The sequence below is a fragment of the Corynebacterium pyruviciproducens ATCC BAA-1742 genome, assembly GCF_000411375.1.
In the GTDB taxonomy this organism is placed as follows: Bacteria; Actinomycetota; Actinomycetes; order Mycobacteriales; family Mycobacteriaceae; genus Corynebacterium; species Corynebacterium pyruviciproducens.
In genome coordinates this window covers 469,606-494,501 of record NZ_KE150446.1, presented here as the reverse complement: position 1 = coordinate 494,501, position 24,896 = coordinate 469,606, and the positions used below count along the sequence as shown (strand labels likewise).

At 60.6% G+C, this 24,896-nt stretch carries 19 protein-coding genes and 1 tRNA gene; 8 read left to right on the top strand and 12 right to left on the bottom strand.

What is annotated here, in order from left to right; genetic code table 11:
- The first annotated feature begins 267 nt into the window (after nucleotides 1-267).
- Entirely contained in the window at nucleotides 268-2,508 is a 2,241-nt protein-coding gene (locus tag HMPREF1219_RS02190; protein ID WP_016457382.1) for a HelD family protein, read from the top strand.
- A 184-nt stretch (nucleotides 2,509-2,692) separates the two neighbouring features.
- On the opposite strand, the gene HMPREF1219_RS02185 is transcribed toward HMPREF1219_RS02190, so the two are convergent.
- Together HMPREF1219_RS02185 and uvrB are read right to left on the bottom strand one after the other, a co-directional pair.
- Nucleotides 2,693-3,133 (bottom strand): universal stress protein, encoded by a 441-nt coding sequence (locus tag HMPREF1219_RS02185; RefSeq protein WP_016457381.1) that lies wholly within the window; start codon nucleotides 3,131-3,133, stop codon nucleotides 2,693-2,695.
- A 55-nt stretch (nucleotides 3,134-3,188) separates the two neighbouring features.
- Nucleotides 3,189-5,282: an excinuclease ABC subunit UvrB gene (gene uvrB / locus HMPREF1219_RS02180; protein WP_040426773.1), complete on the bottom strand. Its 2,094-nt coding sequence runs from the start codon at nucleotides 5,280-5,282 to the stop codon at nucleotides 3,189-3,191.
- Between the two features lie 683 nt (nucleotides 5,283-5,965).
- Here uvrB and HMPREF1219_RS02175 point away from each other — a divergent pair.
- A complete protein-coding gene (locus HMPREF1219_RS02175; RefSeq protein ID WP_016457378.1) occupies nucleotides 5,966-7,561 on the top strand; it encodes a peptide MFS transporter in 1,596 nt (531 codons plus the stop codon).
- Between the two features lie 350 nt (nucleotides 7,562-7,911).
- Nucleotides 7,912-9,267, top strand: coding sequence for a glycoside hydrolase family 183 protein (locus tag HMPREF1219_RS02170; RefSeq protein ID WP_016457377.1), 1,356 nt, complete (start codon nucleotides 7,912-7,914; stop codon nucleotides 9,265-9,267).
- Here HMPREF1219_RS02170 and coaE read toward each other — a convergent pair.
- The 3 genes from coaE to rpsA all read right to left on the bottom strand — a co-directional run bounded on the left by coaE (nucleotide 9,258) and on the right by rpsA (nucleotide 11,990).
- The gene (coaE, locus tag HMPREF1219_RS02165; RefSeq protein WP_016457376.1) at nucleotides 9,258-9,857 is read right to left on the bottom strand and encodes a dephospho-CoA kinase; all 600 of its coding nucleotides are present in this window, start codon (nucleotides 9,855-9,857) and stop codon (nucleotides 9,258-9,260) included. The genes HMPREF1219_RS02170 and coaE overlap by 10 nt on opposite strands.
- Nucleotides 9,858-10,127: 270 nt before the next feature.
- Nucleotides 10,128-10,343 carry a hypothetical protein gene (locus HMPREF1219_RS13165; RefSeq protein ID WP_016457375.1) on the bottom strand — a complete coding sequence of 72 codons (216 nt, stop codon included), beginning with the start codon at nucleotides 10,341-10,343 and terminating at the stop codon, nucleotides 10,128-10,130.
- 201 nt (nucleotides 10,344-10,544) lie between these two features.
- Nucleotides 10,545-11,990, bottom strand: coding sequence for a 30S ribosomal protein S1 (gene rpsA / locus HMPREF1219_RS02155; protein WP_016457374.1), 1,446 nt, complete (start codon nucleotides 11,988-11,990; stop codon nucleotides 10,545-10,547).
- A gap of 233 nt (nucleotides 11,991-12,223) precedes the next feature.
- Here rpsA and HMPREF1219_RS02150 point away from each other — a divergent pair, with 233 nt between their 5' ends.
- On the top strand, nucleotides 12,224-12,976 hold the full coding sequence (locus HMPREF1219_RS02150) for a class I SAM-dependent methyltransferase (RefSeq protein ID WP_016457373.1): 753 nt from the start codon (nucleotides 12,224-12,226) through the stop codon (nucleotides 12,974-12,976).
- A 204-nt stretch (nucleotides 12,977-13,180) separates the two neighbouring features.
- Here HMPREF1219_RS02150 and HMPREF1219_RS02145 read toward each other — a convergent pair whose 3' ends face one another.
- The 3 genes from HMPREF1219_RS02145 to HMPREF1219_RS12420 form a co-directional block, all read right to left on the bottom strand.
- Complete coding sequence (locus tag HMPREF1219_RS02145; RefSeq protein WP_016457372.1) at nucleotides 13,181-13,513, bottom strand: hypothetical protein; 333 nt, start codon at nucleotides 13,511-13,513, stop codon at nucleotides 13,181-13,183.
- Nucleotides 13,514-13,515: 2 nt separating this feature from the next.
- A complete protein-coding gene (gene polA, locus HMPREF1219_RS02140; RefSeq protein WP_051120502.1) occupies nucleotides 13,516-16,122 on the bottom strand; it encodes a DNA polymerase I in 2,607 nt (868 codons plus the stop codon).
- Nucleotides 16,123-16,194: 72 nt separating this feature from the next.
- Nucleotides 16,195-16,719, bottom strand: a complete 525-nt coding sequence (locus HMPREF1219_RS12420; protein WP_016457370.1) for a hypothetical protein — start codon at nucleotides 16,717-16,719, stop codon at nucleotides 16,195-16,197.
- 86 nt (nucleotides 16,720-16,805) lie between these two features.
- Between HMPREF1219_RS12420 and HMPREF1219_RS02130 the strand changes: the two genes are divergently transcribed.
- Nucleotides 16,806-16,888 (top strand) — tRNA-Leu (locus tag HMPREF1219_RS02130).
- A 447-nt stretch (nucleotides 16,889-17,335) separates the two neighbouring features.
- On the opposite strand, the gene HMPREF1219_RS02125 is transcribed toward HMPREF1219_RS02130, so the two are convergent.
- The 4 genes from HMPREF1219_RS02125 to HMPREF1219_RS02110 form a co-directional block, all read right to left on the bottom strand.
- The gene (locus tag HMPREF1219_RS02125) at nucleotides 17,336-18,700 is read right to left on the bottom strand and encodes an MFS transporter (protein WP_016457369.1); all 1,365 of its coding nucleotides are present in this window, start codon (nucleotides 18,698-18,700) and stop codon (nucleotides 17,336-17,338) included.
- A gap of 90 nt (nucleotides 18,701-18,790) precedes the next feature.
- Nucleotides 18,791-19,591 carry an ABC transporter ATP-binding protein gene (locus HMPREF1219_RS02120; RefSeq protein WP_016457368.1) on the bottom strand — a complete coding sequence of 267 codons (801 nt, stop codon included), beginning with the start codon at nucleotides 19,589-19,591 and terminating at the stop codon, nucleotides 18,791-18,793.
- Nucleotides 19,588-20,583 carry a FecCD family ABC transporter permease gene (locus tag HMPREF1219_RS02115; protein WP_016457367.1) on the bottom strand — a complete coding sequence of 332 codons (996 nt, stop codon included), beginning with the start codon at nucleotides 20,581-20,583 and terminating at the stop codon, nucleotides 19,588-19,590. Before HMPREF1219_RS02115 ends, HMPREF1219_RS02120 begins: the two co-directional genes overlap by 4 nt.
- A 149-nt stretch (nucleotides 20,584-20,732) precedes the next feature.
- Entirely contained in the window at nucleotides 20,733-21,689 is a 957-nt protein-coding gene (locus HMPREF1219_RS02110; protein WP_016457366.1) for an ABC transporter substrate-binding protein, read from the bottom strand.
- A gap of 298 nt (nucleotides 21,690-21,987) precedes the next feature.
- Between HMPREF1219_RS02110 and HMPREF1219_RS02105 the strand changes: the two genes are divergently transcribed.
- The 3 genes from HMPREF1219_RS02105 to HMPREF1219_RS02095 are packed head-to-tail and all read left to right on the top strand — an operon-like array spanning nucleotide 21,988 to nucleotide 24,631.
- Nucleotides 21,988-22,932 carry an ABC transporter substrate-binding protein gene (locus HMPREF1219_RS02105; RefSeq protein ID WP_040426769.1) on the top strand — a complete coding sequence of 315 codons (945 nt, stop codon included), beginning with the start codon at nucleotides 21,988-21,990 and terminating at the stop codon, nucleotides 22,930-22,932.
- A gap of 19 nt (nucleotides 22,933-22,951) precedes the next feature.
- Complete coding sequence (locus HMPREF1219_RS02100; protein ID WP_016457364.1) at nucleotides 22,952-23,851, top strand: amino acid ABC transporter permease; 900 nt, start codon at nucleotides 22,952-22,954, stop codon at nucleotides 23,849-23,851.
- A 15-nt stretch (nucleotides 23,852-23,866) separates the two neighbouring features.
- Nucleotides 23,867-24,631, top strand: a complete 765-nt coding sequence (locus HMPREF1219_RS02095) for an amino acid ABC transporter ATP-binding protein (RefSeq protein WP_016457363.1) — start codon at nucleotides 23,867-23,869, stop codon at nucleotides 24,629-24,631.
- Nucleotides 24,632-24,896: the final 265 nt, after the last annotated feature.

Here is a 24,896-nt window from a genome sequence, read left to right as displayed (position 1 = left end):
CCTATGACTGCAGGCACGGGGCCACCACCTATGACTGCAGGCACGGGGCCACCGCCCCGTGCCTACCCCACTGACGTCGCACGCAACCGGGAATAATTCTGGTGGTGCCCACGGTTACACCGTTGTACGAACATTCGACGGGCATGAGGGATATGCCTTCAGTTCCACGCACGCCTGCTACCTCGGATCGACGTGGAAGCCCGGCCGCAGTGCGGTAAAATAATCACTTCGATTTTCCGCGGTAGAAAACAACTGGACACAACTGACATGAGGCGGAGGTTGACCCCGGTGACAGACAAGCTGACAGATAAACAGGACGCGATCGCGTCCGAACAGTCCTACGTAGACGGGCTTTTCGCCCGCATCGACGGAGACATCGACTCCGCCCGTTCCCGGCTCGAGCAGGCGGTGAAGAAGCTCGACACCAACAGCCCGCTCGCCGAGGACCTCGTCCAGCGAGAGGTGGAGGTAGCCACCCTTTCCAAACGCCTCGACACCATGAACCTGGCACAGGTGGGACTCGTGTTCGGCCGCATCGACGTGGACGATGCCGACCCTGAGACCCCCGTGCCTGGCAAGCCTCAGCAGGATCGCCGGTACATCGGGCGCATCGGTGTGGACGCGCCAGAGGACCACTACAAAACGCTGCTCTTGGATTGGCGCGCGCCTGCCGCCCGCCCGTTCTACCTGGCAACCACGGCACAGCCCGAGGGAGTCCATGTCCGCCGCCATATCCGCATGTCCTCCCGTGAGGTTACTGATATCGCAGACGAGGTGCTAAACGCTGACGCGCGCGCCGATGTCGCAACCGGTACGCGCCCGGCCAGCGACACCGTGGCCGGCGAGTCCGCACTGTTCGAGGCCCTCAACCGGGCCCGCACCGGTTACATGTCCGACATTGTGGAAACGATCCAGCGCGAACAGGACACCATCATCCGGGATCCCTCCCGCGGTGTAATGGTGGTTGAGGGCGGCCCGGGCACGGGCAAGACGGCAGTCGCGTTGCACCGTGTGGCCTACCTCCTCTACACCTGGCGGGATGTACTCGCCCGAACCGGTGTGCTGCTCCTCGGGCCCAACACAACGTTCTTGGAGTACATCTCCAGGGTCTTGCCCGAGCTCGGGGAAACGGGCGTTGTTCTGCGTACGCCAGGCACGCTCTACCCAGGTTTCCAACCCGTAGCTGAGGAGACACTCCTGGGCAAGGAGATTAAGGGCAGCGAGGAGATGGTGCATATCCTCACCGCTGCGGTGCAGCGCTACGAGGCACTGCCCCAGGAGGCGGTGGAAATCCAGCTCGATGGCGTGCGGGCCTCCATCACGCCCGCGATGGTGAAGAAGTCCCGCACCCGCGCCCGGCGTTCGAGGAAACCACACAACGAGGCGCAGGGGATCTTCCGCGACCAGCTGGCCCAGTTGACGGCCCGGGTCATCACCGACATCATCGGTGCCGATCCACTCGGCGGGGACAACTTACTTTCTCAGGCAGATACCGCAGAGCTCACCGACGAGTTGCTACAGGACCCCGGATTTGTCTCCGTTGCGGATTCGTTCTGGCCTGAGCTCACCCCAGAGGGCGTGCTCGCCGAGCTGCTCAGTGATGAGGCCGTGCTGGACGAGGTGGCGCACGATTACGACGAGGAGACGCGGGCGGGGTTGTACCGCCCAGACGGTGAGGCGTGGACGGATTCCGATGGGGCACTTGTGGACGAGCTTGCCCACCTCATCGGGGTGCTCGACCCGGAGGAGCAGCGCGCGCGGGAACAGCGTGAATGGCAACGCCAGATTGCCGAGGCACAGGAGGCCCTCGATGTTCTCCAGTCCTCGGAAAATACTGACCTCGACGACGAGCTCGAGGCCGAGATCCTCTCCGCCCACGACGTTATCGACGCCGAACAGCTGGCCAAGCGCCAGCAGGAAACCGATGACCGCACGACGGTAGATCGCGCCTCAGAGGACTACACGTGGGCCTACGGGCACGTCGTGGTTGACGAGGCGCAGGAGCTCACCCCGATGGAGTGGCGCATGGTCATGCGGCGCTCCCCCAACCGGTGGATGACGCTCGTGGGCGATACTGCACAGACCTCAGCACCGGCCGGCGTGGAAAGCTGGGAGGAAACCTTGGAGGGGTTCGTCGACAAGCGTTTCACTGTCCACCGACTGACTGTGAACTACCGTACCCCAGCGGAGATCATGGAGTATGCGGGTGAGTTGCTGGCGGAGATCGACCCCGAGCAGGAGCCCGCGCGGGCCATCCGTGAGACGGGGATCCCGGTGCGCAGGCTGTCTGCGGGCACCGACCCCGACACGGTGGCACGGGAGTTCGACGACGGGCGACTTGTGCGGATTATCGATGCCTCCAACGTCCATGACATCAAGGGCCTGGAATATGACCATGTCATCCTCGTCAATCCCGAGGAAATAGTGACACAATCGCCCCAAGGTTTACAGGATCTGTACGTGGCGGCGACCCGGGCGACGCAGACCCTCACCCTCATCGGCGAGTGAGTGGCCAAGATGGCCTCCAAGAACTAGCCCGGCTGGCCCATCGCCACTGACCGGTAAGAACCGCGACGACCAGCCCGCGCGGGAAAGTGGTGAGGTCAATCCGCAGCGAATAACCGCAGCAAAAAACCGGCCCCACACCACGAGCGAATGCTCGCGCTGGGTGGGGCCGGCGTTGCGCTAAAAGTTACTGCACCGTGTGAACGATCATGACATCGCACTCAGACTGGCGAGCCACGTCTGCGGGGACGGAACCGAGCAGGCGCCCGGTGAGGGAGTTGATCCCGCGGTTACCGACGACGAGCAGGTCTGCACCGTTTTCGTGCACAATGCTCATGAGAGCCTCAACAGGGGTACCCGGCTTGATCGCGGTCTCAATGTCGGTAGCACCGGCGCTTTCCGCCTCGGAGCGAGCACTCTCGAGGTTCTTCAACGCCGGATCGTCGCCAAGCACGGTGACGGAATCCTTGCGGAGAGTCTTGGTGGCCTGCTCCTCGTTTTCGTAGTAGGCGCAGCCGATGATGAGCTTGGCGCCAAACGCGGCGGCGATCTGAGCAGCGCGTTTTACTGCAAGAAGTGAAGACTTAGAACCATCAGTTCCCACAACGATGTTCTTATAAGCGGACATTCGTTACCTTCCACATGTGTGATTAGTTTGCCTGTTCCCAAGATTACATGGTTACCTAAATACCCGCTTCTTTCAACCCCCTCAGTTCCTTCTCCAGGCTCAGCACCTCGTCTCTCAAACGGGCCGCGAGCTCGAAGTTCAGCTCGCGGGCAGCAGCCCCCATTTGTGCACGGAGATCCTTGATCAGCTTCTCCACCTCGTCCTGGGCCATGCTCGACACGTCATAATCCTTCGCGATCACCGCATCGGCTTCGGGCGACTCCTGGTCCCCCTCGTCCTCGTAGACGAGGTCGAGGATGTCCGCGATCTTCTTGCGCAGCGGCTGCGGATCGATCCCGTGTTCCTTGTTGTATTTTATCTGTAGCTCACGGCGGCGTTCCGTCTCATCAATGGCCTGCTGCATCGAATCGGTGATGGAATCCGCATACATGTGGACCTCGCCCGACACGTTACGGGCGGCACGGCCGATCGTCTGGATGAGCGACTTGGTCGAGCGGAGGAACCCCTCCTTATCGGCATCGAGGATGGAGACCAGGGACACCTCCGGCAGATCCAGGCCCTCACGCAGCAGGTTGATTCCCACTAGCACGTCGAATTCGCCGAGCCGCAACTTGCGCAGCAGCTCCACACGCTGGAGGGTATCAACATCGGAGTGCATGTAGCGCACACGGACGCCGTTTTCTTGCAGGTACTGGGTGAGATCCTCGGCCATCTTCTTGGTCAGGGTGGTCACCAGAACGCGCTCGTTCTTCTCCGCCCGCACACGAATCTCGTGGATGAGGTCGTCGATTTGTCCCTTCGTGGGCTTAACCACCACCTTGGGATCGACCAGCCCTGTCGGGCGAATAACCTGTTCCACGAACTCGCCTCCGGCGGCGGCCAACTCGTAATCGCCGGGGGTAGCGGACATGTAGACCGTCTGCCCCTTACGTTCCTCAAATTCCTCCCACGTCAGGGGCCGGTTATCAAGCGCGGACGGCAGCCGGAAGCCGAACTCTACGAGGTTGCGCTTGCGCGACGCGTCCCCCTCGTACATGCCCCCGATCTGGGGCACGGTGACGTGGGACTCGTCGATGATGGTGAGAAAGTCCTCCGGGAAATAATCGATGAGGGTTGGCGGCGGATCGCCCGCATCGCGTCCGTCCATGTGGCGCGAGTAGTTCTCAATGCCCGAGCAGAAGCCCATCTCCTCAATCATCTCGAGGTCGTATTCCGTGCGCATCCGCAGTCGCTGGGCCTCAAGCAGCTTGCCTCGGTTTTCAAACGAGGCGACGCGATCCTCCAGCTCCTTGCGGATCTCCACCAGGGCCTTTTCCACACGCCCCTCGGAGGCGATGTAGTGCGTTGCCGGGAAGATCCGCAGCACATCCACGTTGCGGATGATCTCCCCGGTGAGCGGGTGAATGTAGTAGAGCTGGTCCACCTCGTCACCGAAGAACTCGACGCGAACGGCCACCTCCTCATACGCCGGGATGATGTCGACGGTGTCTCCCTTGACTCGAAATGCGCCGCGCTTGAGGTCATAGTCATTGCGGTCGTACTGGATATCCACGAGTAACCGCAGCAACCGGTCCCGGTCGATCTCCTCCCCCACCTCGATCTTCAAGGAACGATCAAGGTAGGACTGCGGGGTTCCCAGACCGTAAATACAGGAGACGGAGCTCACCACCACCACATCCCGACGCGACAGAAGCGCCGAGGTTGCGGAGTGGCGAAGCCGCTCGACATCCTCGTTGATGGACGAGTCCTTCTCGATGTACGTATCCGTCTGCGCGATGTAGGCCTCCGGCTGGTAGTAGTCGTAGTACGAGACGAAGTACTCGACGGCGTTATTGGGCAGCAGCTGGCGTAATTCGTTGGCGAGCTGCGCCGCCAGCGTCTTGTTGGGAGCCATCACCAGAGTGGGCCGTTGCACCTGCTCGATGAGCCAGGCTGCGGTGGCCGACTTACCGGTGCCCGTGGCACCCATGAGGACGATGTCCTTCTCACCGCGGTTGATCCGCTCCGTCAGCTCCTTGATGGCCTTGGGCTGATCGCCCGCCGGCTCGTACTCGGAGATAACCTCGAATGTTCCCTCACGTCTCTCCACCGCCTCCACGGGGCGGAAATCAGAATGCGGTAAAATGGGGTGCTCCATCGGAAATGCCATAGTTACAGTCTACGGTGGGCTCCACAGGCGGGCGAACAACGACGTTTCCCACCCCGTGCCCATCACCGAATCCCTTCCCAGCCGTTGCCTATGCTCCAACGGTTCCCCTTCCCACGTGGCCCAAAAACCCGTTTTCCAGCGCTTTTTCTCCGTACAGTGGTGGGCCTTATGCCCGGGCATAGTCCGCCCCCTGGGAACTGCCTCTGCACGCGAGCAAACCCCGTCCTCCGACTGTCCGGGCACGAGCCACCCTCTTCACCAGCTCCATCACCGTGCACATAAAGCACAGTGAGCCGCCCCACAGCGTGATGCGGATGCCAGCGGGGAACGCCGTGAGAACGCAGTGGTTGCAGCATGTTGACATGATGTTTCCTGTCGGAGTGTTTCATCCATGCACTGGGGCCTTATTCGAGCGAAGAAGGCAACACGGGGGTGAAACTACGCCGACGAGCGTGGACTTTTTCAATAACACCCCCAACCAGGACAGTCTCATATACCAGACGATTGAGTGCGTTCAACACGTCACCCCCAAAGTTCAGACGAGTTATAGGCTGTTAACCTTTTATCTGTTAAGTCAAAAATGCTCACCAGTGTGATGTATTCCACACTGGTTTTTTGACGGGGGCTGCACACGCAGTCCGATGCCACCGGAAGCGGTGGCTGTTGTTCCAGAAAGGAAGATTATGGGTAAAGACACGCCAGATACCCAGCTAGAAGGCATCGCCGGGGTGGCTTCACGAAAGTCCCTGTACAAACCCACTGGCCTAGTTACTGGCCCGCCTAGAGAAGACAAAGCTTTCCTCGGCCATCCAGGCGGGCTTCCCTGGATGCTCCAAGTTGAGATGTGGGAGCGATTCTCGTGGTTTGGCATGCGAGCCATCCTCGTTTACTTCCTCACCGATACCATCGCCAACGGTGGCATGGGCCTGTCAGACAACGCAGGCCAGGTTGTCATGGCTTCCTATGGCGCGGGCGTACTCCTCATGACGATTCCGGGCGGCGTTCTCGCCGACCGATTACTCGGGCCATGGCTATCTACCCTTTCCGGCGGTGCCGTGATCATGGGTGGGCACCTCGTCCTCGCAATCCCCACGGTCCCAACCTCGTGGGTTGGTTTAGTGCTCATCGCAATCGGCACAGGGCTTATCAAACCGAACCTTTCCACCGTTGTCGGCGGATTGTATGAGGACGGGGACCCGCGGCGAGACCAGGGCTTCCTCTTCTTCTACATGTCCATCAACATCGGCTCACTTTTCGCACCACTGGTGACCGGCTTCCTCAAAGACCGCTACGGCTACCACATCGGATTCATCGCAGCCGCGATCGGCATGGCGTTCGCGCTCGTCGCCTTTGTCTACGGACGCCGCAAGCTCCGCGAATTTGCGTTCAATATCCCCTACCCCCTGCGCAAAGGAGAGGGACGAAAGCTCAGCCTCGCCGCTGTTGCTGTCCTCGTGGGATTCCTCGCACTCGTCGCCCTGTGCACCGCCATCTTCGGCGAGCTGACATCGGGCATTGCCTACTCGCTGTTCTTCTTCGCAGTTGGCACGAGCCTGTTCTACTTCCTCACCATGTTCAAATCCCCACAGGTCACCAGCCACGAGCGTGGCCACCTCATGGCGTTCATACCGCTGTGGGTTGGGCAGGTTCTCTTCGTGATGATTTTCGAGCAGGCAGCGGGCAAGATGGCAACGTTTGCCCGAGATAACACCGACGGTGCGGTCGGTTCGCTGTTCACCCTGACCCCCGAGCAGTACCAGATGTTCAACCCGATCTTCGTGCTCATCTTCGCACCTATTCTCGGCTGGATTTTTGCCAAGACTCAGGGGCACTTCCCCAACACCCCGCAGAAGTTCGCTCTCTCGGTGTTCATCATCGGGCTTTCCGCCCTCCTCATGGGCTTCGGCTTTGGCCAGTGGCCCGGTGGCGAAGGAGGCCTCTCTCCGTGGTGGTTCCTCGTCGCCGTGTTTGCCGTACAGACGGTGGCCGAGGTGATGATGAACCCGATCGGCCTGTCTAGCGCGACCAAGCTCGCCCCGGTTAAATTCGCCTCCCAAACAATGACACTGTGGCTGCTCGCAGCAGCTTGTGGGCAGGGACTAGCGGCCGTTGTCATCGAGCGCACTTCGGCGCTTGGCGATGTGGTCTTCTACTACGGTGTTGGCGGAGTCACCCTCGTTGTCGCCGTCTGCCTCTTCCTCATCTCCCCGTGGACGCAGCGGCACATGGAGGACGTGGACCGTCTGGAAGCCATGGAAGCCGAAACTGCAGCCGAGTAGTCACTTACCTCTCCACGTGCCAGATCAGAGATCCGGAGTTACCGCTGCCCCTTTCATACCCAGTCGGTTGGCTCACAGAGGCGGAACGGAGAGGACTACCCAGACGGCTGCGCCTAGCGCTTCCACCCGCACGCTGTAAGTAGCGTGCGGGTTTCGTTTCTGCAGAGGAAAGCACCTCAGTTTGATCCCCTCTGCCATCCCTCGTGGTGGCGAGTGCATGCCTGTGCACGGGCAAACGCCGAGGGTTCTCCTCCAAGTACGCCTCGGAATATTCGGCATTGACAGCTCAATGACAGGTTAAAGGGGGCCAAACACTTGCGTGAACCCCAGAATTCATTAAGGTTTGTTCCATGGCTAGCACTAACCGTCATCGCATCGCCCCGGTCCTCGCTACAGTTGCACTTGCCGCAGGGCTTGTGCTCCCCATGGCACCGTGGACCGTCACTGTCGCTTCTGCGGCACCGTGTTCGCCGGACAACGGTTCCTCGGCGATGAACATTTCCTCCCGGCTTGCTGTCGGTTCCTCCTTATCCAGTGGCTCGTCCGATTCGAGCCGTCAATTCACCAAGGACGAGAACTACCTGGGCAGCTCCAACCCGCCCTTCCTCAAGGGCCAGCCGGGCGGGATGCCGGTACTCAAGGGGCACACGCAGGTGACGCAACTGGTGACGGGGCCGGGCTCCCCCGATCGCACCGATCGTGTTTTTGATGTGACGGGCACCGACCTGGGCATCACCTATGACGATAACCGAGGCAACACGATGCTCGTGCTGGGTGACACGATGGCCTGCAACTTTGCCGCCAACCAGTGGCGCTCCAACACCATCCTCCGCTCCCACGATTACAACTATCGGGACGGTTTCACTATTCACGAGGGGCTCGGCGCAAACGGCTACATGGAGGGTGGCCACGCCACCGAATTTATCTCCTCGCTCAAGATCCCCGGTGTCGAGCAGACCACCATTCCCACTGCTGGAATCGCGGTTGGGGACACGCAGTTTGTTGATTACATGTCGGTGCGGAACTGGAACGAACCCGGCACGTGGGTGACCAACTACGCGGCGACCGTTAAATCCACCGACGGCGTGCACTGGACACTCGTCCCCGAATCAATCCGCACCAACACCGACGCGCCGGCGGCACTGAACTTCCTGCCGGGTTTCAGGGCCGGCAACCAGAAGGCACAAATGTCCGCCTTCATCGAGCACGACGGCTTTGTCTACCGTTTCTCCACTCCCTCGGGACGCAACGGCAACGCAATTCTTGGGCGTGCGCCGATCGGCCAGTTCCCCAACGAGAACGCCTTCGAGTACCGCGTCGGCGACGGCTGGACGCGCGACCTCAACGCCGCCACCCCGGTCATCAACGACCAGGTCAGTGAGCTCTCTGTGGCATGGAATGATTACCTGCACAAGTTCATCGCCATGTACACCGACGGCAGGGGCCTCGTCGTCCGCACCGCAGACTCGCTCGAGGGACCGTGGTCAGAAAAGACCATGGTGGTGGACGTTGACACCATGTACGACTTGTACGGCGGGTTCATGCTCCCCCACCAGAACGGCAAGGACCTGTATTACGTTCTCACCACGTGGTCAAACTACAACGTGATGCTCATGCACACCGATCTCAACGCCCTGTTCGCGCAGCGTCCGAATCCTGTCTGGGACGACGGGCTGGAAAACCACGGCGTGGCCACCTACAAGTAACGAGACACAATCTCCCCGGCGACTTTCTCCACTTGGGCCTCCAGGTGGTGGAGGTCGCCGCTGTTGTCTATGACGAAATCTGCGACGGACCGCTTCTCTTCATCGCTCGTCTGGCTTGCGATACGTGAACGGGCATCGGCCTCGTCGAGCCCGCGCAACTGCACCAGCCGGTTAACCCGCACCTCCAGGTCGGTTACAACCACCACTACCTCGTCGCAGGAGGCGTAGAAACCCGTCTCTACAAGCAACGGCATATCTACCAAGACCGGATTGTGGCGGGGGTCCGCCTGGTCAAGCAGAGCCTGCGTACGAGCCCGAATGGCGGGATGGGTGATCAGGTTGAGACGCTGCGTTGCGGCATCGTCAACAAAGGCACGGGAGGCAAGCAGTTTCCGGTCCAGTGGCGAGGAAGGATCGCCTGTGAGAATGTCAGCGCCGAAGGCCTCAGCAAGCTTTGCAAGGACCTCCGGGGTCTCGACTTCCTTTCGCGCGATGGCGTCGGAATCAATGACGGCAAACCCGTGACGGGCAAACAGCTCCGCCGCGGTGGATTTCCCGCTCCCGATTCCGCCTGTCAAGCCAACTAGCATGGGGTAAACCGCCTCTCTGCAATCATTAGTGCCCCGCCATTATAGGACGGTGCAACGCGGAAATTTCCGGAGTGTCACTCCCCGGTGCGGTACGAAGTCGCTGCCCCGCAGCGAGATTAAATAACAGCACGTGTGATGGCCCCTGGTGGGGTCTTAAAAGAGGACCATCCACAGGACCGCAGTTACTACGAGGGCGAAGACGGCAACGAGTATGAGGAGGAACCTTCTGTTTACCTCCGGCAAACGGCGCTGCGGAATGTAAATGCTGTTTCAGTATTCCGGCCTCAGGGTGATTACCACCGACTTCTCTTGCAGCACCGCATCGGCAACGCATTCCAACGCTTGAACGGAAGCAAGGTCCACACGGGAGGCGTCGTACACCTCGTATTCGATCCCCGTGTGCGTGGATTCCGAGTACGCCAGGTTGGTGAGGCTGCCAATGCATGCGAGGATATCCGCCTCGGCCACGTCCGTTGGCTTGTTCACCCGCTTGACCCTACGCTTTCATTTTTGATAACGAACAAAAAGCAACGCCAGCTCATGGTACATCACGCGTAGGAATTATTCTTCCGATAATGAGCGGCTCCCCGGGCAGCGGGCGAAAGTCCAGGTAACGCAGAGGTCCGCCCGCATTACGCGGACGGACCTCTGTTTATTACCAGCAGCTTATATAGCTACGGGTGCAACTTAGTTGCCTGCGAGCTTCTCACGCAGTGCAGCGAGCTGCTCGTCGGAGGCGAGGGAACCCTCGGCTGCCGGAGCTTCGCTGGTGTAGTTGCTCGGCACATCGGCGCCACCCTTTTCGGAGCTTGCTGCCTCGGCAGCGGCGGCGCGGTTGCGCTCGATCTGAGCGGTGTGAAGTTCGAAGCGACGCTCGGACTCGGCGTAGCGCTCCTCCCACTCACGACGCTGCTCTTCGTAGCCCTCGAGCCATTCGTTGGTCTCGGCGTCGAAGCCCTCGGGGAAGATGTAGTTACCCTGCTCGTCGTAGGAGTCGGCCATGCCGTACTTCGAGGGATCGAACTCCTCGGTGTAATCCTCGTCAGCCTGCTTGAGGGAAAGGCTGATACGACGACGCTCGAGATCGATGTCGATGACCTTGACCATGATTTCCTGGCCAACGGAGACAACCTGGTCCGGAACCTCCACATGGCGCTGAGCCAGCTCGGAGATGTGGACGAGGCCCTCGATGCCCTCCTCGACGCGGACGAAGGCGCCGAACGGAACAAGCTTGGTGACCTTGCCGGGAACAATCTGGCCCACGGCGTGGGTACGTGCGAACACGCGCCACGGATCTTCCTGCGTTGCCTTGAGGGAGAGCGAAACGCGCTCGCGATCGAGATCGACATCGAGAACCTCGATGGTAACCTCGTCGCCCACGGAGACAACCTCGGACGGGTGATCGATGTGCTTCCAGGACAGCTCGGAAACGTGAACGAGGCCGTCTACGCCGCCCAGGTCCACGAAGGCACCGAAGTTGACGATGCTGGAGACAACGCCCTTGCGCACCTGGCCCTTTTGCAGCTGGTGGAGGAACTCGGAGCGAACCTCAGACTGGGTCTGCTCGAGCCATGCGCGACGGGACAGAACAACGTTGTTACGGTTCTTATCCAGTTCAATGATCTTCGCCTCGAGCTCCTGACCGATGTAGGGCTCAAGATCGCGAACACGACGCATCTCAACGAGGGATGCGGGGAGGAAGCCACGGAGTCCGATGTCGAGGATGAGGCCACCCTTGACAACCTCGATGACGGTACCGGTAACCGGCTCGTCCTTCTCCTTGAGCTCCTCGATGGTGCCCCAGGCGCGCTCGTACTGTGCGCGCTTCTTGGACAGAAGGAGTCGACCTTCCTTGTCTTCCTTGGTGAGGACGAGTGCGTCGATGCGATCGCCGACCTCGACAACGTCATCAGGATCGACATCGTGCTTGATGGAAAGCTCACGGGAGGGGATGACACCCTCGGTCTTGTATCCGATGTCGAGAAGGACCTCGTCGTTGTCGACCTTTACCACGGTGCCTTCAACGATGTCGCCATCGTTGAAGTACTTGATGGTCTCGTCGACTGCTGCGAGGAAATCCTCAGCGGAGCCGATATCGTTGACGGCTACCTGAGGCACATTGTTAGTGGGCATATGTATTGATTGCTCCGAATTAGATAGGAAATCGAAATTGGACAGTTTCCGCCTCATCTCCAACAGAACCATCAAGCCCAAGAAACATGGTGTCTAGGGCCCGTGGCGTGACGGCTGGATCCCGCTTATCGCCCCTGGTTACCCTCCTATTTAGGCAACCACGTTCGAATCCGCATTGAGACGCTTTTCCTAGGGTAGTGCACATAGTGCGAGGTTGCAAATACAATACCGGTATGCACCTCGATGAATCGACCTTTCAACACGCGGCCCGTTCGTGGTGGGACGGGGACGCCGACCACTACCACGCGGAGCACACCGGCTACTTCGACTCATTTTACTGGTGCCCCGAAATGCTCACTGAGGCGGATGCCCACCTGCTGGGCGATGTCACAGGAAAGCGCGTACTGGAAGTGGGCTGCGGTTCCGCACCATGTTCACGTTGGCTGGCTGGCCACACGGAACCGGAACTTCTCGTGGCCTTCGACCTTTCCGCTGGCATGCTCCGCCGCGCGGAGAGGTCTCTCAACCTTGTCCAGGCCGACGCAGCGGCCATGCCGTTTGCAGAGGACTCCTTCGACATCGTCTTTTCTTCCTACGGAGCGATCCCGTTTGTCGCCCACCCAGAGAAGGTGATGGAAGAGGTGGCACGGGTGCTGCGCCCGGGAGGGAAATTTGTGTTCTCCATTAACCACCCAATGCGGTGGATCTTCCCCGATGACCCGGGCCCTGCCGGCCTCATCGCTCAGATCAGCTATTTTGATCGGTCCCCTTACGTGGAGACGGACAACGGCGAGGTGACGTACGCCGAAACCTACCGCACCCTCGGGGATCGAGTCCGTGACCTCGTGTCCGCCGGATTCGTCATCAACGAGGTGATCGAACCTGAGTGGCCAGATGACCTCACCCAGGAATGGGGCCAGTGGTCACCGCTGCGGGGGAAGATCTTTCCAGGCACCATTATTTTCTCCTCCATGCTCCCTGGGTAACGTCGGCAGGCGAAGCCGAGGTGTAGGCGGGGGCACCGCGTCATTCGTCCACGCGGAATGCCGAGGCATCACCTGGCGCTCCACCGTTTCAGTCCGGCCGCTTATTCAAACCGGCTACCGTTTCAGGCCAGTCGCCGATGGCGCCGAGTGACCGCCCGTCAGTGATGACTGGGGTGGGTGCCACGCAGCGTTGGCACGCCTAACCTAGTTCTGGATTACCCAGCAGCCGTCTACCCGCTTGAATCTCATTCGCTCATGGAGGTCCTGCTCACCCTTCCTGCCGGTGGCAGTGAGGTTGAGCCGATCCTGCTCGAGCGGATGGAACTTGCGGTTCACGGTGATCCCGTCCGCCTCAAAGCTCACCTTGTTGGCGCGCGGGAAAATGGCGCGCAGGATGACATCGTGATCCGGGGCGTCAGAAATGTACTCGATCATATGGCGCTGAACGGTATCCCCACCTGCGGAAGGCGAGGTCAGTGCGAACAAAACGCCGGCGATGGCGAGGATTGACGTGAGGGAAATGATGACCAGGATCATGCCTAGTGCGCCGCCTCATCCCAATTGGAACCGTGGCCGGTGGAAACCTCCAGCGGCACGCGTAGGGTGATGGCGCCATCCATTTCCTCCCGCAGGATCGCGGCCACCTCATCCAGCTCACCGGGGGCGACCTCGACCACAAGCTCGTCGTGCACCTGCAAAAGCACTCGCGACTTGAGGTCTTTAAGCCTGCGGTCCACCCGCACCATGGCCACCTTAATGATGTCGGCGGCGGTGCCCTGGATTGGCGCGTTGAGGGCTGCGCGCTCGGCGTTTTCGCGGGCGATTCTGTTGGTTGAGGTGAGCTCAGGTAGGTAGCGGCGCCGCCCGAACAGGGTGGACGTGTAGCCGTCCTTGCGTGCCTCTTCCACCACGGACTGCAGGTAGGTCTTCACCCCGCCGAAGCGCTCGAAGTAGCTATCCATGATGGACTTTGCCTCGCGCTGCGGTATATCGAGCTGTGCTGCCAGCCCGAAGGAACTCAGGCCGTAGGCGAGGCCGTAGCTCATCGCTTTCACGCGGCGACGCAGTTCCGGGGTGACCTCGTCGATTCCCACATCGAACACCTTGGAACCGACGTAGTTGTGGAGGTCCTCGCCGTCCTTGTACGCCTGGATGAGCCCGGCATCGTTGGACACGTGCGCCATCACACGCATCTCGATCTGCGAGTAGTCGGCCGTGAGCAGAGTGTCAAAGCCCTCGCCCACAACGAACGCGGAGCGAATCTTCTTGCCCGCCGCGGTGCGTACGGGGATGTTCTGCAGGTTCGGGTCCGTGGACGAGAGCCTGCCTGTGGAGGCCACCGTCTGTTTAAAGGTGGTGTGGATCCGCCCGTCGCCACCCACGCTGCGGATGAGTCCCTCGAGGGTGGTCTTCATCTTGGAGTACTCGCGGTGCGCAAGCAGGTGCGTGAGGAACGGGTGGTCCGTCTTTTTCGCCAGCGCCTCGATCTCCTTGGCCGCTGTGGAGTAGCCGGTCTTGGTCTTCTTGGTCTTGGGCAGGTCGAAGGTCTCAAAGAGAACCACCTGCAGTTGCTTTGGGCTGGACAGGTTGAGGGATGGGTCGCCAGCGAGTTCGCGGGCCTTTTCCTCCTCTTGGGCAACGAGGTCGTTGAACCCGTCAAGCTGTTCCTCCAACGTGTGCACGTCCACGACGATGCCGGCGTCCTCCATCCTCGCCAAGATGGTCACCAGCGGCAGCTCCAGGTCGGTGTACAGCTCGAGCGCTTCGATCTTCGCCAGCTCGTCGGTGAGCCTGGGGATGAGCTCCAGAATCGCCGTCGCCTCCACAACGAGAGGCTCGGTGGGGTTGTCGTCCAGAAGAGACATTTGCCCCTCGGACTCCGGGAGTTGCTTTTGCAGGTGCCGCTGGTACACGTCGGCAAGCTCGTAGGTCCTCTGCCCCGGTCGCAGCAGATACCCCGCGATAGCAGTGTCGTGTGCTACGCCATTTAGGTGCATCCCACGCGAGACGAGGCGGTGATACGTGCGTTTGGCAAAGTGCAAGAACTTGGGGCGATTGGATTCCACCCACGTGGCAAAGGCATCTTGTTCTTTCCCCTCAAGGTCTGTGAGATCTACCGGGTAGGAGGAGTAATCGGTGGCCACGAGCACGGCGTTGGTGCAGTCGCCCTCCCCCGGTTTGTACTCGCCGTCGACGGCAAGGGCGATGCCTTCCTCTTGGTGCTCCTCCAGCCAGCTAGCAAGCGTTCCGCTTGCCTCCGTCACCTCGGGGGCGTTCGTCTGCGCGGGCTGTTCGGGCGCGTCTTCGCCCAGCGCCTGCAGCACACGCTCCCGCAGGTTGACGCCGAACTGCAGGTCATCAAACTTGTTGGCAATTTCCGTCACATCGGCATCCGCTCGGGTGAGCTGCATGGGTGAGACCTCCAGCGGGAGGTCTTTGACCATTTCGGTGAGCTTGCGGTTAAGTTTGACCTGCTCTACCCGCTCCCGCAGGGCATCGCCCACCTTGCCTTTGACCTCGTCCACGTTGTCGAGCAGCTCGGCCAAGCTTCCGTACTTCTTGATCCACTTGGTGGCGGTCTTCTCCCCCACTCCGGGGATCTTGGGCAGGTTATCGCTCGGGTCACCGCGTAGGGCGGCGAAATCGGGGTACTGCGTGGGCGTGAGATCGTATTTCTTCTCCACCGCCTCGGGGGTCATCCGGTTGAGGGTGGACACACCCCGGGTGGGGTACAGCACCGTCACGTCGTCGTTGACCAGCTGGAACGAGTCCCGGTCGCCGGTCACGATGAGGGTTTTCATGCCCTGATTGGTGGCTGCGGTGGCAAGGGTCGCGATGACATCATCAGCCTCGTACCCGGGCTTTTCCACGGTTGTTACACCCATCGCGGCGAGAATCTCCTTGAGCAACTCCACCTGCCCTTTGAATTCCTCCGGGGTGGGCGCGCGTTGCGCCTTGTACTCGGGGAAGAGATCGTTGCGGAAGGTTTCGCGCGCCACGTCGAAGGCCACAGCGAGGTGGGTCGGCTTCTCCTGCGTCAGGATGTTGACAAACATGGAGAGGAAGCCGTACACCGCGTTGGTGTGTTGGCCTCCTGTGGTGGAGAAGTTTTCCGCAGGCAGAGCGTAGAAGGCTCGAAATGCCATGGAGTGGCCGTCGATCAGCAGTAGCGTTTTTTGGGTTCCGTCAGTCACGCTACCCACTCTAGCGCGACCCGGTTACTCAAACGGCAGCTGGAGTGCTGGAAGCTGCGGCAGCAGGCCGTTGCCCACCGCGTACGCCCCCGCCAGGCCGAGCAACGTCACCGCTGCTACAAAGACCGCCTTACCCGCCGCAAGCAGCTGGAGGGAATGGGCCGACGTGCGCAAAATTTCCTGCTGAGCTGGTGTCGCCCCGGAATCGGCCAGCAGCCCGTCGACGATGTCGTCATTCATGAGCTCCTTCGTCGGCCAAAACCGTGGGTCGAAGAACACCGCTACCTCGTCGCTTCCGTCCCCATAGGACACTTTCTCTCCCCAGTAGAAAAGGTCAGCTTTGTCGCTCGAGGTCGTGCTCGACACTCCGTCGTCACTGTCACCCGCAGGACTGTGCTTGTCGACGCCATGGGCTGCGGTTTCATCCTGTGTTTGCGGTTTCCCCGCCACATCCATGGGCATCGCGTGGGCGCACGTTCCCGTGCACAGTGACAAAACCACCACCGCGCTGGCGGCAAGGCGTAGCAGGCCGGTTTGTCGGGTCCCCATGTGTAGCTCCCCTTTCTTGCGCTTTGCGCCACCATATTGTGCAATTTCCATTCCCGATAGGGTGTGGTTTAGTATATTTCAACGAGGCCGACATGGCGGAATTGGCAGACGCACTGCACTCAAAATGCAGCGCCCTTTGGGCGTCCGGGTTCGACTCCCGGTGTCGGCACACACAGGCACCTCGCTGCAGCACTAATGCTCACAGCGTGGTGCTTTAGCATTTCTAGACCGGGCGCGCCAGGGTGGGTGTAATCGTGCGGAATAGCCCCGGCATAGAGGACAAAACCTGCTACTTCCTGCTGGGTTGGTCGCGTCACCCGCAGCACAATCTTTAACGAGCAGTGTGCCCACACCGTCACCGCCTCGCGCTCACTCATTGCCCGCCACGCACCTGCGAATCACAGCACATCCATGGACCCCGTGAGACGGGACCGCCACAATTGCTGTGGCAGTTATTAATCCAGCGCACCGATCTTCATCGGAACTAGTAAGAGACTTCCTTGTCCGAACGGCGTGGCCCCACCGTCTGGGGCTCAACGGTCTGCGCCCCACCATCTGGGCCTCACCATGGTGGGCTCCGATGTGCCCTGAACATCCAACTGTTGGAGCCACGCTGCTAGTCCTCATCCAGCCGGACACCTTTCTTATCCTTAGTGAAAAGGTAGGTCACGGCACCGACGAGGAGACACGCTCCGTAAAACGTGAATGCGGGGCGAATGATGTCCAAACTCATGTCCCCCGCCACCGACTGGTCCCCGATCAGCCAGCCCAGTAGCGCCGGGCCTACGATTTTTGCGGTCGCACCGAGCCCGTACCCCAGCCCCAGCCCGGTGGAGCGGATCGACGTGGGGAATTGCTCCGCACCGTGGGAGTTGAGTATTCCGAACGCACCGTCGCCGAACATCAAGATGATGCACACCGCTATGAAGAAAGTCACCCCGTCATCAGGGTGGATGGCCACAGTGGCAAGGGCGCAGCCTCCGGCTGCAAGTATTCCCCACGCAAACAACACGATTTTGCGCCCAATGATATCGGCAAGAAAGGCCGCACCCACGCGCCCAATAATGTCCAACAGCGAGGCGATCATCATGAGTGAGGCGATCGTGCTTACGGAGTAACCGAATCCGTCTTTGAGCAGCGTTTGCCCCCACGATTGGATCGTCGTGGCACCGAGGATGAACGAAAACGTCCCGATCACCACGAGGAGAAGGGACACCCAGTGCTTGGTAATGAGCTCACGGTAGGCAGCCTTGCCTGCGCCACGCTGGGGGCGGGCATACGTGGGAAGTGCACCCACCTCGTCGCGTTCCATGTCCATCGCCCAGGCGAGGGCATCGCGCGCAGCGTCGGTGCGGCCTTTGAGTACCAGGAAGCGAGGAGATTCTGGCACAGCGGCGAGCCAGAACAGGAGCACGATGGGCACGCAGCCGAGCACGATGAGAACCCGCCAGTTCTCCCCCGCCGCCTTTTGAGCGAGGGAGCCGAGGAAGAGTCCGGCGGGGATGAACGTGGAGCCAAGGCCGGCAAGGAGGCCCCTCCTCCTCGTCGGCACGAATTCCTGGATGTAGGGGATGGAGGAAATGTTGAGGCCGCCGACCCCGATGCCCACGCCGATGCGCAGCAGCCCGAGGACGAACCACCCCCGCTCGGGTACAGCAAGAGTCAAGGCTGTGCAACTGACAAACATGATGACGCACCACATGTAGGACTTTTTGCGTCCGATAATGTCCGCCAATCGTCCCCACACGATGGCCCCAAGCACATTGCCTAAACCCGCGCAGGCCAGGATGAACCCGGCCTCGCCGCCGGTCAGGTGCCATGGCTGTGTGAGGAGCGCAACGACGAAGCCGATGAGGAACATGTCGAAGTATTCGGCAAGGTTTCCCACGACAACGAGCCCGATAAGGGACTTCTGATTACCCGTCAAGGCCCGCTCGTCTAACTGCTCATAGGCAGTAAGAGCGTGTGACTGATGTTCCACCGACTTCCCTTTTCATCGCTCAATGATCGTCTGCTGCTCTAGTGGCGCGGTCACACGTAGTACTACGTGCTACCGAGCGCATTCGGCGTCCTATTCTCTCTGGTTCGTGCGGACGGACGGCTTGCGCACCGGAATCACCGCAGCGTGACCCTCGACCTTGACTATCTTCACCTGCGCCCCGTAGACATCGCTGATCCTGTCGACGGTGAGAATTTCCTCCGCCTGACCTACCTGCACCAGGTGAGAATCGACAACGAGCCCGAGCCTGTCGCCGAATTGGCCGGCCAACACGAGGTCATGGACCGTAGAGATAACAGTGAGCCCGCGCTCGTGACGGACAGCATCTACACGCTCAAGCACGCGCTGAGCGTGACCTATGTCGAGAGCGCTGGTGGGCTCGTCGAGAAGCAAAACTTCGGGTTGCTGGGCGAGCGCGCGGGCAAGTGCGACGATCTGTTGCTGACCGCCGCTGAGGCGAGAAACCAACGCACCGCGCAGCTTTGCAATCCCCAGCTGAGTGAGGACGCTGTCCACGATCTCATCGTTAACACGCGACGAACTTGCGTACGCGTAGCGCCCTAGACGCACGTAGTCCGACACTGTCATGCCCGCTGGCACCGTAGGCCGTTGGGGCATCAGTGCCACGGTGCGAGCCAGCTTTCGGGGAGGCGTTTTCCTCAGGTTCACACCCGCTACACCAATGCTTCCGGTGCTCGGAACCAAGCCGGCTATGGCGTGGATAAGCGTTGTCTTCCCAGACCCATTGGGGCCGATGACCGTGAGCCACTCGCCACGTTGCACCGTGAGATCGAGATTGGACAGGCTTGGGCGTTCGGCTCCCCGGTACTGCACGGACACCCCGTGCAGCTGGACCGCCGGTTCTTCACTCATGACCTCGCCCCCGATCGTGTCGAACGAACGAGGAGGAAGAGGAAGAAGGGAGCCCCAACAAACGCGGTGACCACACCCACGGGAAGCTCCTGCGGAGCGACAAGGCTGCGGGCAAGGGTGTCTGCTGCAAGCAGGAAACCGCCACCAACGATAAGGGTCAGCGGAAGCAGCAGCTTGTGGCCTGGGCCGACGAGGAGCCGGAGGACATGGGGCACGACGATGCCGACAAACCCGATAAGACCGGAAACGCTCACGGCGGCCGCCGTAGCAAGGGTCGCAACCGCGATGAGCACAGCCTGCGCAACCACCACGTTGACACCAATGGAACGGGCCTCAGACTCACCCAGCATGAGCACATCCAGTGTTTTCGCCGCCGCGAGGATAACCGCCCAACACGGAACAACCACACACGTGATGACGGCGATCTTGCCCCAATCGGAACGCCCAAGGTTGCCAAGCAACCACACGTACACGTTTTCCAGCTTGTTGATGCCACGCACCTGTGTGTAACTCTGTATTGCGTTGGCCAGCGCAGACACTGCGACACCCGCGAGAATCACCACCGTGGGTTGTCCTCCCGCGCGGGTGCCCACAAGGTAGGCGATGCCTACCGCCGCAAGCCCTCCCACGAAAGCTGCGGGGATGACCCCTGCGCTCGACGCGCCTGCAACCATCGCCACCGTGACACCGAGGCTCGCACCCGACGAAACGCCGAGGAAATACGGGTCGGCCAACGGGTTGTGGAACAGGGTTTGGAAGACGGCTCCGGAAACCGCCAGCGTAGCACCAACGATGATGGCGAGCACCACTCGTGGGAGCCGGATGTGTGTCACCACGGCGAGATCCCGCGCACCGAGTGGCGCGCGACCGACGACGTGGTCCACCAATGCCCCGAAGCTGATGCCCAGGGCTCCGGACGACGTGGCTGCCACCGCTCCGATGAGCAGGGCAACAGCGGTGACCACCACGATGAGGACGTTGCGTTTTCGCACAGTTTTCCACCGTACCTTTCACCGGGGTAATCGCTCAATCCAACGGCAAGTCCCCCAGCTGCTCACCGCTACTGGGGGACTTGTCGTACGCACCGACTGTGCTTACTGCTTGCTTACCGGCGCGTCCGCGTGGGGGTTGTTATGCGGAACTACAGGTTCTCCGCGATCTGCTCCACTAGTTGGGGCAGGCGCGGCCCCCAGCGGCTGGCGAGGTCCTCGTCGAGGGGAATGATGCGGCCCTCTTGCACGGCGGTGATCGCAGACCAGCCGGGGCGGTCTGCCACCTGCTGCGGGGTCAGCTTCTCCGAGGTGTGGTCCACGAGGAAGATGTAATCCGGGTTAGCGGCGATGATCGCCTCCTCGGTGAGCTGCGGATAGCCGGAGGCATCCTCGGGAGCAATGGACGAAAGCCCAAACAGACTGTACACATCGCCGAGGAACGTGTCGTTGGAGACGGTGTAGTAGTCGATGGTCACCTCATGGAAGTACGACTTGCCCTCCCCCTTGTGATTGGAAGCCGCCACCGTTTTCTCGATCTGCTGCCTCATATCGCTAGTCACACCGGTAGCTTCCTCGGCGTGCCCGGTAGCCTGGCCGAGCCTCTCGATCTGCTCGTAGGCTCCGTCCACCGTGGTCGGCGGGAGCATCACGAGTACCGGAACGCCCACGGCATCGAGCCCGCCGATCAGTTCCTCGGCATTCCAGGACACCACTACGAGATCCGGGTTGTATGTCAGCAGCGCCTCGGCGTTGGTTGCGCGAGCACTGAGGTTTTCATCATTGGGTGCCTCCTCCGGGTAGGTGGAGTACTTATCGGCGGCAACCACGGCATCTCCCGCACCGATGGCGTAGAGGGATTCCGTGGAGCTCGCGGAAAGAGAAACGATCCGCTCGGGTTTTTTATCTAAGGTCAGCGTGCGCCCGTCATCACTGGCCACGGTGAGCGGAAACGCGCCGGCAGTTTCGCTCGGTGCCGAGGTCTCGGCGGCCGACGAGCCCTCCGATGCGCTGCCCGAACACCCGCTTACTACGAGGGCCACCACTGCCAAAAACGCAAAAAGCGCGGCAAGAAGAACCCCTCGCTGCCGCGTAGTTTCCAGCCTCATTGTCATCCTTAATTCCTTCCTTTTTTAGCGAGTGCGCCGCTGTCCGTGTGCTGACACAAGCTGCGTAACTGTACGTTACTGCAGCGTATCCGCGGTGAGCCAACAACCGCCGCGCCATACGCATCACCTCAGATTGGACAAACAGCCATCGTTGGCATTGTACGGCACATAGGCGCGTAACAATTTTCATTCAACCGTATATTCATCACTTTGATCCGCTGACACGTTCACCCATTATCACAGGTAGCCTTGCATTTATGACATACACTTGGCAACTGCATAATTTTTTGATACAGTTATGCGCATGAAAAGTTGGGTTAAAGGTGGATTGGCAGTGTGCATCACAGCGATGATGGCGCTGCCTCTCACCGGATGCGTGGTCAATGATGAGGGAGGTCACCCCGAGGGCTGGACGCCCGTTGAGGTGGAGACCGTTCCCGAAATCGCCGCTTTGGTTCCGGAGGATGTCGCCGCAGACGGCATCCTCACTTACGGAACCAACCCGCCGTTTCCTCCCATGGAGTTCAAGAACTCGGCCGGTGAAATCATCGGTTCCGATGTCGACTTGGCGTACGCCGTCGGCAAGGTATTGGGGCTTGAGGCCAAACCTGTGGAGCAGGAGTTTCCGTTGATTCTCCCCTCCATCAGCGCTGGCACAGTGGAATTCGGCGCGTCAGGGTTCACGGATTCTGAAGAGCGACGAAAGAACTACGACTTCGTTGACTACCTCACCGCCGGCATTCAGTGGGCCCAGCAGTCAGGTGGCAACGTCGATCCGGACAACGCGTGCGGTCTCACCGTCGCGGTCCAGCGTGGCACCGTCTCCGATACGGACGATGTGGCCCGCCGCTCCGAGGAATGCGTCGCCCAGGGAAAGCCGGAAATTCACAAGCTCGCCTACGAATCCTCCGATACCGCAGCCAACGCGCTCGTGCTCGGCAGGGTGGATGCATTCTCCGCGGACGCGCCGATCACGGCCTACGCCGCCGCCCGCGCGGACGGAAGGATGGAGGTCATCGGCGATATCTTCGATGCCGCCTACTACGGCTGGGCGGTAAAGAAGGGTTCCGATCTGGCCCCGGCACTCGCCCAGGCTCTTCAATACCTCATTGAGACGGGCAAGTACGAAGAGATCATGGGCCAGTGGAACCTCCACGACACCCTCATCGAGCAGTCGATGATCAACGGTGAGAAGGTTGAGCTTCCACCGGCTGTAGCCAGCAAAGTAAGCAAGGAAAAGTAAGAAGAGCTAGGGAAAAGCAATGAACGAACCAAAACCTATTGAAGCAAAACCGTTGCGGCACCCCTGGCGGTGGGTCGCAGCCATCATCCTCCTCGTGCTCTTCGCACTGTTTGTGATCAGCGCGGCCCACAACGAGGCCTACGGGTGGGACACCTATTTCCAATACCTGCTTGATAAGCGCATCGCCATCGCCTCGCTCCACACCATCGCGCTCACCATCATCGCGATGCTGATCGGCGTGATCCTCGGCGCGATCCTGGCGGTGCTGCGTATGTCCCCCAACCCGGTGCTCAGTGGCCTCGCATGGATCTACCTGTGGATATTCCGTGGCACCCCGATTTACGTGCAGTTGGTGTTCTGGGGCCTGCTGGGCTCCATCTACCAGACCCTCAACGTGGGGTTTGCAGAGATAGACCTCCAGGGGTTGCTGTCCAACATGTTCCTCCTCGCCTGCCTCGGCTTGGGCCTCAACGAGGCTGCCTACATGGCAGAGGTTGTGCGCGCCGGTTTGCAGGCCGTCCCCGAGGGGCAGTACGAGGCCTCCAAGGCCTTGGGTATGAGCTGGTGGCAGACGATGAAGCGGACGGTGCTTCCGCAGGCCATGCGGATCATTATCCCGCCCACCGGCAACGAGCTCATCTCCATGCTCAAGACCACCTCCCTTGTTGTTGCCGTCCCGTACACCTACGAGCTGTACGGCAAAGCCACCGACATTTCCTATTCGTTGTTTGAGCCTGTTCCCCTCCTGCTGGTCGCGGCGACATGGTACATCGCCATTACGTCCCTGCTCATGATCGGGCAGAGCTACCTGGAGAAGTACTACGAGCGCGGCGCCACCCGTGAGCTGAGCTCCCGGCAGCTGGCCGCGCTGGCAGATGCCGAAGGCAAACTCCCCGGCAACGTGATCATCAAGGACTAGAAGGAAGATTTAGCAATGTCACTCATGATTGACGCTCAAAAGGTGGTCAAAGACTTCGGTAGCCTTCACGTGCTCAAGGGCATCGATCTCCAGGTACCTGAGGGAACCGTCACCACACTCATCGGCCCATCTGGCTCCGGTAAGTCCACGTTCCTCCGCTGCTGCAACCACCTGGAAAAGGTGACCGCCGGCAGGCTGTACATCGATGGCCAGATCATCGGCTACAAGGAAAAGAACGGCGCGCTGTACGAGATCACGGCCAAGGAAGCAGCAGCCCAGCGGCAGAACATCGGCATGGTGTTCCAGAACTTCAACCTGTTCCCCCACCGCACCGCCATGGAAAACATCATGGAGGCGCCGATGGTGGTCAAGGGAGTCTCCGAGGAGGATGCCAAGCAGCAGGCGATGGAGCTCCTGGACCTGGTGGGCCTGGCACACAAGGCGACGGCTTACCCCGCTCAGCTCTCCGGTGGCCAGCAGCAGCGTGTGGCGATCGCCCGGGCTGTGGCAATGAACCCGAAGCTGATGCTTTTCGACGAGCCCACCTCGGCTCTCGACCCCGAGCTCGTGGGCGAGGTGTTGAACGTGATGAAGAAGCTCGCCGCCGACGGTATGACGATGCTCGTGGTGACCCACGAGATGGGCTTCGCATGCGAGGTAGCCGACCAGGTTGTGTTTATGGCCGACGGGCTCGTTGTGGAAAAGGGCACCCCCGAGGAGGTCATTGACCACCCGCAGCAAGAGCGGACCCAGAAGTTCCTCTCCACCCTGCTCAAGTAGCACACACGTCTAAGAAATAGTTGACGGGCCCGTGGTTAGCTCACGGGCCCGTCATTAGTGCACGGGCCCGTTACTGGTGCACGGGCCCGAACGTAGCCACGATTAGGTGCACCCTCGCGGGCAATGGCAATGGCTTCGGCGTTCTAGACTTTTTCCTACACACCGCTCCCCACCCGGGAAACCGAGAACTCTGGTGTTTGAGGTTTCTCTGGGTGGGGAGCGGTGCTATGCGAACTTATGGGGTGCCCAATCGTGTTTCCTGCCC

What these genes read in the sequence shown, in the direction of transcription:
- HMPREF1219_RS02190 (WP_016457382.1), top strand. Translation starts at nt 268, where the DNA reads ATGAGGCGGAGGTTGACCCCGGTGACAGACAAGCTGACAGATAAACAG.
- HMPREF1219_RS02185 (WP_016457381.1), bottom strand. Translation starts at nt 3,133, where the DNA reads ATGTCCGCTTATAAGAACATCGTTGTGGGAACTGATGGTTCTAAGTCT.
- uvrB (WP_040426773.1), bottom strand. Translation starts at nt 5,282, where the DNA reads ATGGCATTTCCGATGGAGCACCCCATTTTACCGCATTCTGATTTCCGC.
- HMPREF1219_RS02175 (WP_016457378.1), top strand. Translation starts at nt 5,966, where the DNA reads ATGGGTAAAGACACGCCAGATACCCAGCTAGAAGGCATCGCCGGGGTG.
- HMPREF1219_RS02170 (WP_016457377.1), top strand. Translation starts at nt 7,912, where the DNA reads ATGGCTAGCACTAACCGTCATCGCATCGCCCCGGTCCTCGCTACAGTT.
- coaE (WP_016457376.1), bottom strand. Translation starts at nt 9,857, where the DNA reads ATGCTAGTTGGCTTGACAGGCGGAATCGGGAGCGGGAAATCCACCGCG.
- rpsA (WP_016457374.1), bottom strand. Translation starts at nt 11,990, where the DNA reads ATGCCCACTAACAATGTGCCTCAGGTAGCCGTCAACGATATCGGCTCC.
- HMPREF1219_RS02150 (WP_016457373.1), top strand. Translation starts at nt 12,224, where the DNA reads ATGCACCTCGATGAATCGACCTTTCAACACGCGGCCCGTTCGTGGTGG.
- HMPREF1219_RS02145 (WP_016457372.1), bottom strand. Translation starts at nt 13,513, where the DNA reads ATGATCCTGGTCATCATTTCCCTCACGTCAATCCTCGCCATCGCCGGC.
- polA (WP_051120502.1), bottom strand. Translation starts at nt 16,122, where the DNA reads ATGGCATTTCGAGCCTTCTACGCTCTGCCTGCGGAAAACTTCTCCACC.
- HMPREF1219_RS12420 (WP_016457370.1), bottom strand. Translation starts at nt 16,719, where the DNA reads ATGGGGACCCGACAAACCGGCCTGCTACGCCTTGCCGCCAGCGCGGTG.
- HMPREF1219_RS02120 (WP_016457368.1), bottom strand. Translation starts at nt 19,591, where the DNA reads ATGAGTGAAGAACCGGCGGTCCAGCTGCACGGGGTGTCCGTGCAGTAC.
- HMPREF1219_RS02110 (WP_016457366.1), bottom strand. Translation starts at nt 21,689, where the DNA reads ATGAGGCTGGAAACTACGCGGCAGCGAGGGGTTCTTCTTGCCGCGCTT.
- HMPREF1219_RS02105 (WP_040426769.1), top strand. Translation starts at nt 21,988, where the DNA reads ATGCGCATGAAAAGTTGGGTTAAAGGTGGATTGGCAGTGTGCATCACA.
- HMPREF1219_RS02100 (WP_016457364.1), top strand. Translation starts at nt 22,952, where the DNA reads ATGAACGAACCAAAACCTATTGAAGCAAAACCGTTGCGGCACCCCTGG.
- HMPREF1219_RS02095 (WP_016457363.1), top strand. Translation starts at nt 23,867, where the DNA reads ATGTCACTCATGATTGACGCTCAAAAGGTGGTCAAAGACTTCGGTAGC.